The 14375-nt window shown below is 70.9% G+C and carries 11 protein-coding genes; 10 read left to right on the forward strand and 1 reads right to left on the reverse strand.

Going from position 1 to position 14375, the window contains the following annotated elements:
- Nucleotides 1-406 precede the first annotated feature (406 nt).
- The 10 genes from ABT154_RS26800 (at nt 407) to ABT154_RS26845 (ending at nt 13784) form a co-directional block, all read left to right on the forward strand.
- A complete protein-coding gene (locus ABT154_RS26800; RefSeq protein WP_351859849.1) occupies nt 407-3283 on the forward strand; it encodes a nitrite reductase in 2877 nt (958 codons plus the stop codon).
- 157 nt (nt 3284-3440) lie between these two features.
- Nucleotides 3441-4862, forward strand: a complete 1422-nt coding sequence (locus ABT154_RS26805; protein ID WP_351859851.1) for an MFS transporter — start codon at nt 3441-3443, stop codon at nt 4860-4862.
- A gap of 168 nt (nt 4863-5030) precedes the next feature.
- Entirely contained in the window at nt 5031-7310 is a 2280-nt protein-coding gene (gene pflB, locus ABT154_RS26810; protein ID WP_502969595.1) for a formate C-acetyltransferase, read from the forward strand.
- A 132-nt stretch (nt 7311-7442) separates the two neighbouring features.
- Nucleotides 7443-8243, forward strand: a complete 801-nt coding sequence (pflA, locus tag ABT154_RS26815) for a pyruvate formate-lyase-activating protein (RefSeq protein WP_351859855.1) — start codon at nt 7443-7445, stop codon at nt 8241-8243.
- Between the two features lie 186 nt (nt 8244-8429).
- Nucleotides 8430-9518, forward strand: a complete 1089-nt coding sequence (locus ABT154_RS26820; RefSeq protein WP_502969597.1) for an MFS transporter — start codon at nt 8430-8432, stop codon at nt 9516-9518.
- Nucleotides 9515-11827, forward strand: coding sequence for a molybdopterin oxidoreductase family protein (locus tag ABT154_RS26825; RefSeq protein ID WP_351859859.1), 2313 nt, complete (start codon nt 9515-9517; stop codon nt 11825-11827). The genes ABT154_RS26820 and ABT154_RS26825 overlap by 4 nt, the downstream gene beginning before the upstream one ends.
- A 7-nt stretch (nt 11828-11834) precedes the next feature.
- Complete coding sequence (locus ABT154_RS26830) at nt 11835-12434, forward strand: 4Fe-4S dicluster domain-containing protein (RefSeq protein ID WP_056554403.1); 600 nt, start codon at nt 11835-11837, stop codon at nt 12432-12434.
- Nucleotides 12431-13060, forward strand: a complete 630-nt coding sequence (locus tag ABT154_RS26835) for a QcrA and Rieske domain-containing protein (protein ID WP_351859862.1) — start codon at nt 12431-12433, stop codon at nt 13058-13060. The genes ABT154_RS26830 and ABT154_RS26835 overlap by 4 nt, the downstream gene beginning before the upstream one ends.
- Nucleotides 13057-13500, forward strand: a complete 444-nt coding sequence (locus ABT154_RS26840; RefSeq protein ID WP_351859865.1) for a hypothetical protein — start codon at nt 13057-13059, stop codon at nt 13498-13500. The genes ABT154_RS26835 and ABT154_RS26840 overlap by 4 nt, the downstream gene beginning before the upstream one ends.
- Nucleotides 13501-13562: 62 nt before the next feature.
- Entirely contained in the window at nt 13563-13784 is a 222-nt protein-coding gene (locus ABT154_RS26845; protein WP_317876109.1) for a hypothetical protein, read from the forward strand.
- 19 nt (nt 13785-13803) lie between these two features.
- On the opposite strand, the gene mscL is transcribed toward ABT154_RS26845, so the two are convergent.
- Nucleotides 13804-14310 carry a large conductance mechanosensitive channel protein MscL gene (mscL, locus tag ABT154_RS26850; protein WP_351859868.1) on the reverse strand — a complete coding sequence of 169 codons (507 nt, stop codon included), beginning with the start codon at nt 14308-14310 and terminating at the stop codon, nt 13804-13806.
- Nucleotides 14311-14375: the final 65 nt, after the last annotated feature.

Raw genomic sequence — 14375 nt, forward strand, 5'->3', positions numbered from 1 at the left:
CCCGCCACCCGATCGCGCCGTACGCGCCGGGGCCGCCGTCCGGACACGTCTCCCGCCCCGGTGAGGTCGTGCACCCGGACACGTCCCGCGCCCCGCTGGGCCGCGCTCCCGGTCACCTCCCAAGTCACGAAGGGCCGCGCCGCCGTGTCGTTCGTCGGCGCGGCCCCGCCCGTTCACGCTAAGCCCGCGCCGCGCTCCCGTACCCGCGCCGTTCGGCCCCGGTGGCAGGGCCACAAGTCCCGGATCCTCGGGCCCTTCACGGCCCCGACACGCCCGTCCCACCCCCCTACGGTCGGAGGAGAACCCGTGCGGGCGGAACCCGTACGGGAGAACCCGCGCGGAGGGACCCGTACGGGAGAACCGGTACGGGGGAACCCGTACGCACGCGACCCCCACGGAGACCGCCATGGCCGCCCAGCGGACACAGACCCTCGTCCTCATCGGCCACGGCATGGTCGGCCACCGGCTCCTGGAGGCCCTCGCCGAGCGCGGGGCGCTCGCCGACCCGGCCGTCCCCGACGGCCCCGGCTGGCGGGTCACGGTCCTCGCCGAGGAGGACGTGCCCGCCTACGACCGGGTGCACCTGTCCTCCGTGTTCACCGGCACCGACCCCAACCAACTCGGCCTCTCCACACCCGAGTTCCTGGCCGGTCACGGCATCGACCTGCGGCTCGGGGACCCCGCCGAGCACATCGACACGGCCGCCCGCACGGTCACCGCCACCTCCGGCGCGGTCGTCGCCTACGACGCGCTGGTCCTGGCGACCGGCTCGTACCCCTTCGTGCCGCCGATCCCCGGCGCCGACGCGCCCGGCTGCTTCACGTACCGCACGCTCTACGACGTCGACGCCCTCACCGCGTACGCCGAGCAGGCCCGTACGGGTGTCGTCATCGGCGGCGGCCTGCTCGGCCTGGAGGCGGCGGGGGCGCTGCGCACCCTCGGACTCGCCGCGCACGTCGTCGAGTTCGCGCCCCGGCTGATGCCGCTCCAGGTCGACGACGGCGGCGCGGCGGCCCTGCGCGCCACCATCGAGTCGATGGGCGTGGCCGTGCACACCGGGGTCGGCGCCGCCGAGGTCGAGACGGACGGCGAGGGGCGGGCCCGCCGCCTCAGGCTGTCGAGCGGCGAGCGGCTCCCCGCCGACGTGGTGGTCTTCTCCGCCGGGGTACGGCCGCGCGACCGGCTGGCCCGCGAGGCGGGGCTCGCGGTGGGGGACCGCGGGGGAGTGGCGGTGGACGAACACTGCCGGACGTCCGACCCCTACGTGTACGCCGTAGGGGAGTGCGCGCAGACCTCGGACGGGCGGGTGTACGGGCTCGTCGCCCCCGGCTACCAGATGGCGGAAGCGGTCGCGGACCAGCTCGCGGGCTCGGGCGCGACGGTGTTCACCGGCGCTGACACCTCCACCAAGCTGAAGCTGCTCGGCGCGGACGTGGCCTCCTTCGGGGACCCGTTCGCGGACGGCCGGGACGGCGGCTCCCGGGCCACCCAGATCGTGTTCTCCGACGGGCGCGAGGGCGTCTACAAGAAGCTGCTGCTCGGCCCTGAGGGGCAGCTGCTCGGCGGCATCCTGGTCGGCGACGCCGAGGCGTACGGCTCCCTCAAGCCGCACGCGGGCCGCCGCCTCCCCGCGCCGCCCGAGGCGTTCCTGCTCCCGGCCGGAGCGGCCGGGGCGGAGCTGCCCGGCGCGGACGCGCTCCCCGACGACGCCGTCGTCTGCTCCTGCCACAACGTGACCAAGGGCGCGGTGTCCGGGGCCATCGCCGAGCACGGTCTCACCGACGTCGGCGGGATCAAGCGCTGCACCAAGGCGGGCACGGGCTGCGGCGGCTGTGTGAACACCCTCCAGGCCGTCCTCGACGCGGCGGGGGTGGAGCGGCGGAAGGGCCTGTGCGAGCACTTCCCCGAGCTGTCCCGACCGGAGATCTACGCCCTCGTGAAGAGCGAGCACATCCGGTCCTTCACCGAATTGATGGAGCGGTACGGCTCCGGCACCGCGAGCGCGCCCGTCGGCACCGGCACGGAAGCCTTCACGGAAGCCTCCGCAGACGCCTTCACGGGCATCGGCACGGACGCCTCCACGGACGCCTCCACGCACGCCGGCTCCGGCTGCACCGTCTGCAAGCCCGTCGTCGCCAACGTCCTCGGCACCCTCGCCCCCGAACTCGGCCTCCGGCACGTCCTCGACGGCGAGCAGGCCGCTCTCCAGGACTCCAACGACCTCTTCCTCGCCAACCTCCAGAAGGACGGCACGTACTCCGTCGTGCCCCGCGTCCCGGGCGGCGAGATCACCGCCGAGCAGCTGATCGCCATCGGCGAGGTGGCCCGCGACCACGGGCTCTACAGCAAGATCACCGGAGGTCAGCGGATCGACCTGTTCGGCGCCCGGAAGGAGGAACTCCCCGCCATCTGGCGAAAGCTGATCGCGGTCGGCCTCGAATCCGGGCAGGCATACGGGAAGTCGCTCCGCACGGCCAAGTCCTGCGTCGGATCCCGGTTCTGCCGCTTCGGGCAGGGCGACTCCGTGCAGCTCGCGATCGACCTGGAGCTCCGCTACCGGGGCCTGCGCGCCCCGCACAAGATCAAGGGCGGGGTCTCGGGCTGTCTGCGCGAGTGCGCTGAGGCCCGCGGCAAGGACATCGGGGTGATCGCGACCGCCGGCGGCTGGAACCTGTACGTCTGCGGCAACGGCGGCACCAGCCCCCGCCATGCCGACCTGCTCGCCTCGGACCTGTCGGCCGCCGAGCTGTTCGCGCTGATCGACCGCTTCCTCATGTACTACGTACGGACCGGCGAGCGGCTCGAGCGGACCTCGGCGTGGCTGGAGCGGATCGGCGGCGGCACCGCGCACCTCAGGGAGGTGCTGATCGAGGACTCGCTCGGGATCTGCGCGGAGCTGGAAGCGCAGATGGACCGGCACGTCGCCGCCTACCGCGACGAGTGGCAGGCCGTCCTCGACGATCCGGCGGCGCTGGCCCACTTCGAGCCGCACGTGGCCGGGGTGGAGTTCCTGGAGCCGGGCCGGGGCCGGGCCGCGGTGCTCGCGGACGGCACCGAGGCGGCGCTGTTCCGGGACGGCGACGGCGAGGTGTACGCGGTGGGCAACCGGGACCCGTTCACGGGCGCCGACGTCATCGCGAACGGGATCATGGGCAGCCGGGACGGGGTGCCGGTGGTGGCGTCCCCCCTGCACAAGCAGGAGTTCGACCTGAGGACCGGCGCCTGCCTCGACGCCCCGGCGATCTCACTGCCGGTCCTGCCCGTACCTCCGACCCGTCGCTGAGGGGCCCTAGGTCCGCCGGACGGGCGACCGACGCCCGCCCGTCCGGCGACCATCGGCACTCACGGCCCCCCCCCGTCCCGCAGCGCAGCCTGGAGGGGCAAGCGAAGCCTCGGGAACGTCGAAGCCTCGAGAACGTCAGGGAAGTCAGGGAAGCGCCATGGGTTCCGTAGTCCAGGACAGCAGAACGACGGGCGGGACGACCGCCTCGTACGACACGGAGCAGTACCGCCCCGGCAGGCCGATCACCGACTGGGAGCCCGAGAACGAGCTCTTCTGGAAGTCGATCGGCAGGAAGGTCGCCACCCGCAACCTGTGGATCGCCGTGCCGGCGCTCCTGGTGGCCTTCGTCGTCTGGCAGGTGTGGTCGGTCACCGCGACCAACCTGAAGGACGTCGGGTTCGGCTTCTCGACCTCCCAGCTGTTCTGGCTGACGGCGATCCCCGGTCTGACCGGCGGCACGGCCCGGATCTTCTACACCTTCCTCGGCCCGATGGTCGGCCAGCGTCGCTTCACCGCACTGTCGACGGTCGTCCTGATCGTGCCGCTGATCTGGCTCGGCATCGCCGTCCAGGACCCGACGACCCCGTACGGCGTGATGGTCGCCATCGCCGCCCTCTGCGGCATCGGCGGCGCGAACTTCGCCTCCTCCCTCGCCAACATCGGCTTCTTCTTCCCGAAGGCGAAGAAGGGCAGCGCGACCGGCGTCAACGGCGGTCTCGGCAACCTCGGCGTCTCCGTCGTCCAGCTGCTCACCCCGATCGTCATCACCTGGTCGGCCATCGCGATCGGCTCCGCCCAGCACAAGGCCGACGGCACCCCCGTCTACCTGCAGAACGCCGCCTTCCTCTGGGTCCCGATCCTGCTGATCCTCGCGGCCGTGGCCTGGTTCGGGCAGAACGACCTCAAGGTCGCCTCGACCCCCTTCAGCCGGCAGAAGATCATCTTCAAGCGCAAGCACAACTGGCTGATGACCTGGCTGTACGTCGGCACCTTCGGCTCCTTCATCGGCTTCGCCGCCGCCCTGCCGATGCTGATCAAGACCACGTTCCCGGACTACTCGGTCGCCACCTACGCCTGGATGGGCCCCGCCGTCGGCGCGCTCGCCCGCTGGGGCGGCGGCTGGATCGCCGACAAGTGGGGCGGCGCCCGGGTCACCGTCCTGTCCTTCGCGGGCATGGCCGTCTCGATCATCGGCGTGATCAACTACCTGCCCTCGGGCGGTGACGGCGGCTCGTTCCACGGCTTCTTCTTCTGCTTCCTCGCCGCGTTCTTCTTCTCCGGCATCGGCAACGGCTCCACCTTCCGCCAGATCCCGGTGATCTTCCGCGGCAGCCACCTCAAGGGCCTCGAGGAAGGCACCCCGGAGCACACCCGGGCGCTGAAGCAGGCGGAGATGGAGTCCGGCGCGGTCACCGGTTTCACCTCGGCCATCGCCGCCTACGGCTTCTTCTTCATTCCGGCCCTGTTCGGCTCGGTGGCCGTGACCAGCGCGATGTGGGGCTTCGTCGTCTTCTACGTCAGCTGCATGGTCGTGACCTGGTGGTTCTACGCCCGTAAGAACGCCGAGGCGCCCAGCTGAGCCCCGCACCGCACCCCTCTCGGAAGGTCCCGCTCCGGCGGGGCCTTCCGGCGTTCCCGGAAGAGGACCAAAGGCCGTCGGCCGGTGACCAATGCCGACCGAGATGATCGATCAAAAGGAGTGCAATGGAGGTAGGCAACGACGCGATCGAATGACTCGAAGAAGGCGGTGCGGGCAGTGACTGCGACTCCTGCTGAGGCAACGGTGACCGAGCGGGCCTGGAAGGGCTTCAAGGGCGGACTCTGGCGCGACGCCATCGACGTCCGCGACTTCATCCAGCAGAACTACACCCCGTACGAGGGCGACGACTCCTTCCTCGCAGGCCCCACCGAGCGGACCACCGCCGTGTGGAAGGCCATCACGGACAAGTTCCCCGAGGAGCGCGCCAAGGGCGTCCATGACGTCTCGTACGACGTGCCCTCCACCATCACCGCCCACGCCCCCGGTTACATCGACCGCGACAAGGACCTGATCGTCGGCCTCCAGACCGAGGCCCCGCTCAAGCGGGCGATCATGCCCTACGGCGGCTGGCGCATGGTCGCCGGCGCCCTGGAGACCTACGGCTACCCCGTCTCCCCGGAGCTGGAGAAGGTCTTCACCGAGTACCGCAAGACCCACAACGCCGGTGTCTTCGACGCGTACACCCCCGAGATCCGCGCCGCCCGCAAGGCCGGCATCGTCACCGGACTCCCCGACGCCTACGGCCGAGGCCGCATCATCGGCGACTACCGCCGGGTCGCCCTCTACGGCGTCGACCACCTCGTCCAGGTGAAGAAGGAGGAGAAGGAGGAGCTCAACTCCCTCCCCGCCGGGAACCGTTCGCTCGAAGAGACCATCCGGCTTCGCGAGGAGCTGTCGGAGCAGATCCGCGCCCTCGGCGAACTCAAGGCGATGGCCGCCTCCTACGGACACGACATCTCCGGCCCCGCCACCACCGGCCGCGAGGCGATCCAGTGGCTGTACTTCGCCTACCTCGCCGCCGTGAAGGAGCAGAACGGCGCCGCGATGTCCCTCGGCCGCACCTCGACCTTCCTCGACGTCTACCTCCAGCGCGACACCGACGCAGGTCTCCTCACCGAGGAGCAGGCCCAGGAACTCGTCGACGACTTCATCATCAAGCTCCGCATCGTCCGCTTCCTGCGCACCCCGGAGTACGACGAGCTGTTCTCCGGCGACCCCACCTGGGTCACCGAGTCCATCGCCGGCATGGGCGAGGACGGCCGCCCGCTGGTCACCCGGACCTCCTTCCGCTACCTCCAGACCCTCTACAACCTCGGCCCGGCCCCCGAGCCGAACATGACCGTCTTCTGGTCGCCGCAGCTCCCCCAGGGCTTCAAGGAGTTCTGCGCGAGGGTCTCCATCGACACCTCCTCCGTGCAGTACGAGTCGGACGAGCTGATGCGCCCGCGCTTCGGCGACGACACCGCCATCGCCTGCTGTGTCTCCGCGATGCCCGTCGGCAAGCAGATGCAGTTCTTCGGCGCCCGGGTGAACCTCGCCAAGACCCTCCTCTACGCGATCAACGGCGGCCGGGACGAGAAGTCCGGCGTTCAGGTCGGCCCGTCCACCGGCGCCCTCACCTCCGAGGTCCTCGACTACGACGAGGTCATGGCCAAGTTCGACGAGCAGATGGAATGGCTCGCGAGCGTCTACGTCCACGCCCTGAACGTCATCCACTACATGCACGACCGGTACGCCTACGAGCGCATCGAGATGGCGCTCCACGACCGCGACGTGCGCCGCACCATGGCCTGCGGCATCGCCGGCCTCTCGGTCGCCGCCGACTCCCTCGCCGCCGTCAAGTACGCCAAGGTCAGCCCGGTCCGGGACGAGAGCGGCCTCGCCACCGACTACGTCATCGAGGGCGACTACCCGGCATACGGCAACAACGACGAGCGCGTCGACGAGATCGCGGTCCGGCTGGTCGAGGAGTTCATGCGGAAGGTCCGCAAGCACCCCACGTACCGCGAGGCCGAGCACACCCAGTCCGTCCTGACGATCACCTCCAACGTCGTCTACGGCAAGAAGACCGGCAACACCCCCGACGGGCGCCGCGCCGGCGAGCCCTTCTCGCCGGGCGCCAACCCGATGAACGGCCGCGACACCCACGGCTACGTGGCCTCGGCCCTGTCGGTCGCCAAGCTCCCGTACGAGGACGCCGAGGACGGCATCTCGCTGACCAACACCGTCACCCCCGACGGCCTGGGCCGCACCCCCGAGGAGCGGATCAGGAACCTCGCGGGCGTCCTCGACGGCTACGTGGCCAGCGACGGCTTCCACATGAACGTCAACGTCCTCAACCGCGACGTGCTGATGGACGCCATGGAGCACCCGGAGAACCACCCGCAGCTGACCATCCGGGTCTCCGGATACGCGGTCAACTTCGTCCGGCTCACCCGCGAGCAGCAGCTCGACGTCCTGAACCGCACCTTCCACGGCTCGCTCTGACCCACCCGGTCGTGACGAGCGTCTGACCCGTGCGGCCCCGGGGCCCGGTCCCTCGACCTCACCCGGGCCCCGGAGCCGCGCGCATCCCCCGCCCCCCACACCTTCGCTCCACCCCTTCCCGGAGGCCCTGCAATGGCCGCACTCCTCGGACCCGACATCCCGGTCCTGCCCGCCACCCCGGCCGCCGCTGCCACCCAGCGGCCCTCCGAGGGATCGGTCCACTCCTGGGACCTCTCCACCGGCGTCGACGGCCCCGGCACCCGCTTCGTCACCTTTCTCTCCGGCTGCCCCCTCACCTGCCTCTACTGCCACAACCCGGACACCTGGAAGATGCGCAACGGCAAGCGGACCTCCGCCGACGACGTGATCGCCGAGGGGAGCAAGTACGTCCGCTTCATCTCCGCCTCCGGCGGCGGCGCCACCATCTCCGGCGGCGAACCGCTCCTCCAGCCCGTCTTCACCGGCGAACTCCTCCACCGCATGAAGCACGAGCTCGGCCTCCACACCGCGCTCGACACCTCGGGCTTCCTGGGCGTCCGCGCCACCGACGCCCTGCTGCGCGACACCGACCTGGTGCTGCTCGACATCAAGTCCTGGGACCCCGGCACCTACGAGAAGGTCACCGGCCGGCCCCTCAGGCCCACGCTCGACTTCGCAAGGCGGCTCGCCGACCTCGGCCAGGAGGTCCATGTCCGCTTCGTCCTCGTCCCGGGCCTCACCGACGACCCCGCCAACGTCGAGGGAGTCGCCGCCTTCGCCGGGGGTCTCGGCAACGTCTCCCGCGTCGACATCCTGCCCTTCCACAAGCTCGGCGAAGCGAAGTGGCAAGCACTCGCCAAGCCGTTCACCCTGCACGACACACCGTCCCCGAGCCCCGAGCAGATCGCAGAGGTCCGCGAGGTCTTCCGCGCTCACGGCCTGAACGCGATCTGAGGACCCGGCCGCCAACGGGCCGGACCCTGCGAACGGGCCAGAACACCGTCCGGGCGACGCCCTCACCCCAGAAGCACCCAAAACAGGGCAAAGGATCACGTACGGCCTTACCGTGGCCGCGTGACCGAGCCACCGCAGACCGCCGAGCCGACACCCCCGCCGGGCGACCCGGCCACCGGAACCGCCGTGGACGCCCCCGACCGGGCGAGCCCACGAGACCCGGCGGCGGGCCTCCCGCCCCAGACCCCGGCAGCCGTCCGCCGCCGCGCCACCCTCGCCGGGACCGCCGTCTCCGTCCTGCTGATCCTCGCGATCGTCCTCGGCAGCCGCCTGCTCCGCGACTTCGACTCGGCCCTCCTGCCCTACGCCGTCGCCACCGTCTTCCTCGCCTTCGGCGTCGCCTACCGCTACACCGTCTGGATCTCCGCCCCCGGCGCCCGCCGCCTCTTCCGCAAGGGCTGGGGCTCCTTCTTCTCCGCGGCGAACTTCCGCAGGGCGCCCACCGCGCTGCCGAAGATGATCGCCACCTACCTCGGCTTCCAGAAGTTCCTCGGCGCCCGCTCCCACGCCCGCTGGGCCGCCCACCAGCTCGTCTTCTGGGGCTGTCTGCTCGCCGCCGCCATCACCTTCCCGCTGACCTGGGGCTGGTTCACCTTCACCTCCTCCACCGGCTCGGGCCCCGGCTACGAGATGCGGATCTGGGGCTTCAAGATCATCGGCTTCGACTCGCTCAGCGTCCTCGGCTGGCTGATGTTCCACGGCCTCGACATCGCCGCCGTGCTCGTCATCTCCGGCGCCGCCTACTTCCTCTGGCGCCGCATGAAGGACCGCGGGGCCGTCACCGGCCAGCGCTTCGCCTACGACCTGGTGCCGCTGATCGCCCTCGTCGTCATCTCCGTGACCGGGCTCCTGCTCACCTTCTCGTCGATCTTCCTGCACGGCGGAGGCTACGAGTTCCTCGCGATCCTCCACATGGTGTCGGTGGTCTTCACCCTCATCTACATCCCCTTCGGGAAGTTCTTCCACATCGTCCAGCGGCCCGCCGCCCTCGGCATGCAGCTCTTCAAGTACACCTCCCGCCGCAAGGACGAGGAAGTCCTCGCCTGCCGCCGCTGCCACGAGCCCATCGACACCGCCCCGTACGTGGAGAACCTCCAGGGCACCATGCGCGACCTCGACCTCGGCTTCGCCGAATGGGCCGAGTACTGCCCCCGCTGCAAGCGCGTCCTGCGCGGCAGCGCCTACCTCGACCACGTGAAGAAGGGCTTCAAGTGACCGCGACCGACCCCAGCCGGGCGCTGCCGCTCGACCCCTCTCTCGCCCCGCCCGGGACCCGTAACTTCCGGGACGCCGGTGGCATCCCCGCCGACCGGTGGCGCGCCGACCAGAACGGCGAGACCCTCGTCCCCACCCACTGCTGCTTCTGCGGCGTCCAGTGCGGCATGTACCTCCGCGTCGACCGCGGCGGCAAGGTCTTCGGCGTCGAGCCCCGCAACCACGACATCAACCGGATGCGGCTCTGCCCCAAGGGCATCAACGCCTACCAGCAGGTCAACCACCCCGACCGGCTCACCGCCCCGCTGATGCGCCTGGGCCGCGACGAGGAGTTCCGCGAGGTCAGCTGGGACGAGGCCCTCGACCACACCGTCTCCGAGATCCGCCGCATCCAGGGCGAGTACGGCAACGACTCCTTCGGCCTCCTCGGCGGCGCGAGCCTCTTCTCCGAGAAGACCTATCTCGTCGGCAAGTTCGCCCGAGTCGCCCTGAAGTCCCGGCACGTCGACTACAACGGACGCCTCTGCATGGTCTCCGCCGCCGGCGCCAACAAGCTCGCCTTCGGCATCGACCGCGCCGGGAACCCCTTCTCCGACATCCTCCTCACCGACTGCCTGCTCATCGCCGGATCCAACGTCGGCGAGTGCTTCCCCGTCATGACCCAGTACCTGTGGGGAGCCCGCGACCGGGGCGCCACCCTGATCGTCGTCGACCCGCGCGAGACCGCCGTCGCCCGCACCGCCGACGTCCACGTCGCCCTCAAGCCCGGCACCGACTCCGCCTTCTTCAACGCCGTCCTCCACGTCGTCGTCACCGAGGGACTCACGGACGAGGCCTACCTCGCCGCCCACTCCACCGGCTGGGCCGAGGTCAGGCGGACCGTCGCCGACTACCCGCCCGCCAGGTCGGCCGAGATCTGCGGCGTCCCCGAGGAGCAGATCCTCCAGGTCGCCCGGATGTTCGCCGGCGCGGGCAACGCCATGGCCTGGCACGCCCGCGGCGTAGAGCACCACTCCCAGGGCGTCGAGAACTGCCTCAGCATCATCAACCTCTGCGTCGCCACCGGGAACATCGGCAAGCCCGGCGCCGGCTACGGCACCATCACCGGCCAGGGCAACGGCCAGGGCGGCCGCGAACACGGCCAGAAGTCCGACCTCCTCCCCGGCGGGCGCTCCATCACCAATCCCGAGCACCGCCGCCAGATCTGCGAGATCTGGGGCATCGACGAAGCCGAACTCCCGCCCGCCGGCACCTCCATGATGGAGATGGTCTGGCAGATGCAGCGCGAGGAGATCCGCGGCCTCGTCGGCATCTGCAACAACCCCTTCGTCTCGCTCCCGAACTACGCCACCGTCAAGGACGGCTACGACAAACTCCAGTTCCACGCCCAGTTCGACTTCTTCCTCTCCGAGACCGCCGCCAACGCGCACGTGGTCTTCCCCGTCACCGTGTGGGCCGAGGACGAGGGCGTCATGGCCAACGCCGAGGCCCGGGTCGTCAAGCACAACAAGGCCCAGGAACCCCCGGCCGGCGTCCGCACCGACACCTGGGTGATGTGCGAGCTGGCCAGGCGGCTCGGCGCCGGCGACAAGTTCGAGTTCCCCGACTCCCGCTCCGTCTTCGAGGAACTCCGCATCGCCTCCGCCGGAACCGTCAACGACTACTACGGCATCACCTACGAACGCCTGGAGGAGACCGGCGGCATCGCCTGGCCCTGCCCGACCACCGAGCACCCCGGCACCCCCCGGCTCTTCGAGGACGGCCGCAGCTACCACCCGGACGGCAGGATCCATCTGCAGGTCGTCGAATGGCACCCGCCGATGGACCCGTACAGCGAGGAGTACCCCCTCTCGCTCACCACCGGCCGCACCGTCGCCCACTTCCTCTCCGGCAACCAGACCCGCCGCCTCGGCGCCCTCGTCGAACAGACCCCCCGCCCCTGGGTCGAGGTCCACCCCTCCCACGGCTTCCGCAACGGCGACCCCGTCCGTGTCGTCACCCGCCGCGGCAGCGAGGTCCTCCCTGCCCTGGTCACCGAGGCCATCCGCCCCGACACCGTCTTCATCCCCTACCACTGGCCCGTCCCCACCTCGGCCAACGCCCTCACCATCGACGCCCTCGACCCCCGCTCCAAGATCCCGGAGTACAAGGTCTGCGCCGCCCGCATCGAGGCCGCCGAACGCATCGACGAGGTCCCCGCCCCACCCACCGCCCCCGGCCGACAGGCCTACCCGGAGACCCAGGTCTCCCGCACCGACCCGCTGCCCCCCACCTCCCCCCAGGGCCGCGGCACCGCGGAGAGGAGCTGACCCGCACATGATGGGCCGCACGATCTTCATCGACCCGGGCCGCTGCATCGGCTGCCAGGCCTGCGTCTCCGCCTGCCGCGAATGCGACTCCCACCGCGGCAAGTCGATGATCCACCTCGACTACCCCGACGAGGGCCACTCCGTCGCCTCCCTCCCCACCGTCTGCATGCACTGCGAGGACCCCGTCGCCCCCTGCGCCGAGGTATGCCCCGCCGACGCGATCCTCGTCACCGCCGACGGAGTCGTGCAGCAGGCCGACACCACCCGCTGCATCGGCTGCGCCAACTGCGTCAACGCCTGCCCCTTCGGCGTACCGAAGATCGACCTCCAGGCGAAGCTGCAGATGAAATGCAACCTCTGCTACGACCGCACCGCCTACGGCCTCGCCCCGATGTGCGCCACCGTCTGCCCCACGGGCGCCCTCTTCTACGGAACCCTCGAAGAGCTCCAGGCCGAACGCCCCGGCGTCCAGGTCGCCGACTCCTTCACCTTCGGCACCACCACCGTCTCCACCGGGGTGGCGATGGTCGTCCCCGCCGACCGGGTCCAGTGGCCGGTACCCGGCGGCCTGCCCGTCGTCGAGATCAATGGAAGGGATGTCCGTTGAGCGTCACCGATCCCCAGCCGCCCGCCTCGGACCCCCACTCCGACGCGGCACAGGCAGCGCTCCACGACCGGATCGCCGCCGACGCGCTCACCTCCCGCCGCGACTACCTGCGGATCGTCGCCACCGTCTCCGGCGGCCTCGCCGTCGGCGGTGTGGCCGTCGCCTCCGGCATCCTGCACCGGCACGGCGACAGCGACGGGGCGCCCGATCCGAAGAAGATCGCCGACCGGATCGAACCCGGCGAGTCCCTCGCCTTCCGCTACCCCGGCGACGAGGACCGCGCGGTGGCCATCCGCCTGGACGACGGCACCCTGGCCGGCTACTCCGCCGTCTGCACCCATCTCGCCTGCGCCGTGCTGTGGCGCAAGGAGCGGGGCAGCGAGGGCGAGCTGTACTGCCCCTGCCACGAGGGCATCTTCGACGCGCGGACCGGCGAGGTCAGCGCGGGCCCCCCGCCCCGCGCCCTGCCGAAGGTGCTGCTCGTGGAGCAGGTCGACGGCAGCGTGTGGGCGATCGGCACCGCCCGCTCGGGCGAGAGCGCCAGGGACGGCCTCTGCCGCGAGCAGGGCGACGCCCTCCGCATCTGCCGAAGCGCCGCGGACCCGGAGAGGAGTGAGCGCACATGACCGAGAGCCCGTTCCCCAGGGACCCGGAAGCTCCCACGCCTCCGGCCGCACCCACGACTCCGGCAGCCCCCACGACCCCGGAAACCGCTCCTCCCCGCCCCGTGTACACCCCCGGCAGCGCGCAGCCACGCCTGAACCGTCCCGTGCACGAGCGATACCCGCAGATCCGCCCCACCAGCGGGTACGGCGACCCCCGCATCACCCGCACCGGGCCGGGCCCCGGGGCCGGCACGGAGCAGGAACCGGAGCGCTCCGCCAAGCTGACGGCCCGCCTGACACTGGCGCTCACGGTGGTCATCGGCCAGCTGTGGGGGCTGACCATCGTGGTGGACGAGTGGATGACCGGCGACACCGGCACCGCGTGGTGGGGTGCGGGCTTCCTCGTCCTGTCGTTCCTCGTGGTGCTCGGCCTCTGGGCCGTCGACCCGAAGGACCGCTGATGCGCTGACCCGCTGACCCGCTGACCCGCTGACCCGCGGTTCCACCGGCGTACCCTGGAGGTATGAGCACCGCCCCCGCCCACGGACCGCGAGACGCGAAGCGGCCCGGCGTAACTTCCAGCCCCGAGAACAGTCCGAAGCCGAGACTCGTCTTCGACGATCCGCTGGATCGACAGTCCGCGGACGACACGGACCGTGGATGGGGCGAGCGGCCTCCGGCCGGTGGTGACAGCGCCGCCGACCTCGCGCGCTTCCTCGACGAGAAGCCGCCGCACCACCTCTGATCCCGGCACGGGGTGCCGGTCAGGAGGTGGGGTGCGTCCCCGATCCGCCGCCCGCGCCCGTTCCCGTGCCCGACGAGGGGCCGCGCTGTGAGACGAGGTGGTCGCGGATCTCCTTGAGCACCTCCAGCTCGCTGATCTCCATGGTCTCCGCGACCCCCTCCTTCGCCTTGTCGTGCGCGGCGCGCTTCGCGAGGATCTTCGCCATCGGCAGGACCATCAGGAAGTAGACGACGGCCGCGGTGATCAGGAAGCTCAGCACGGCGCTGAGGACCAGGCCCCACTGGAGCCGGACGCCCTGCACCTCCCCGTTGACCACCGCGCACGTGCCCTTGATGCAGGACGCGTAGCTCTCCAGGTCCTTGGTGCCGAAGGCGCCGACGATCGGGTTGATGAGGCCCTTGACCACCGAGTTCACGATGTTCGTGAACGCCGCACCGATGACGACCGCCACCGCCAGGTCGATCACGTTGCCGCGCATCAGGAAGGCCTTGAAGCCTCCCAGCAAACTTTCCTTCTTCTCGGCCACCGAGGTGCCTTTCGTCGCTTGTGTTGCAGGGTGCGGAGCCATTAGGCCGTGCAGGGCGCAGAGGC

Source organism: Streptomyces sp. NPDC001728, from assembly GCF_040297565.1.
Taxonomy (GTDB): domain Bacteria; phylum Actinomycetota; class Actinomycetes; order Streptomycetales; family Streptomycetaceae; genus Streptomyces.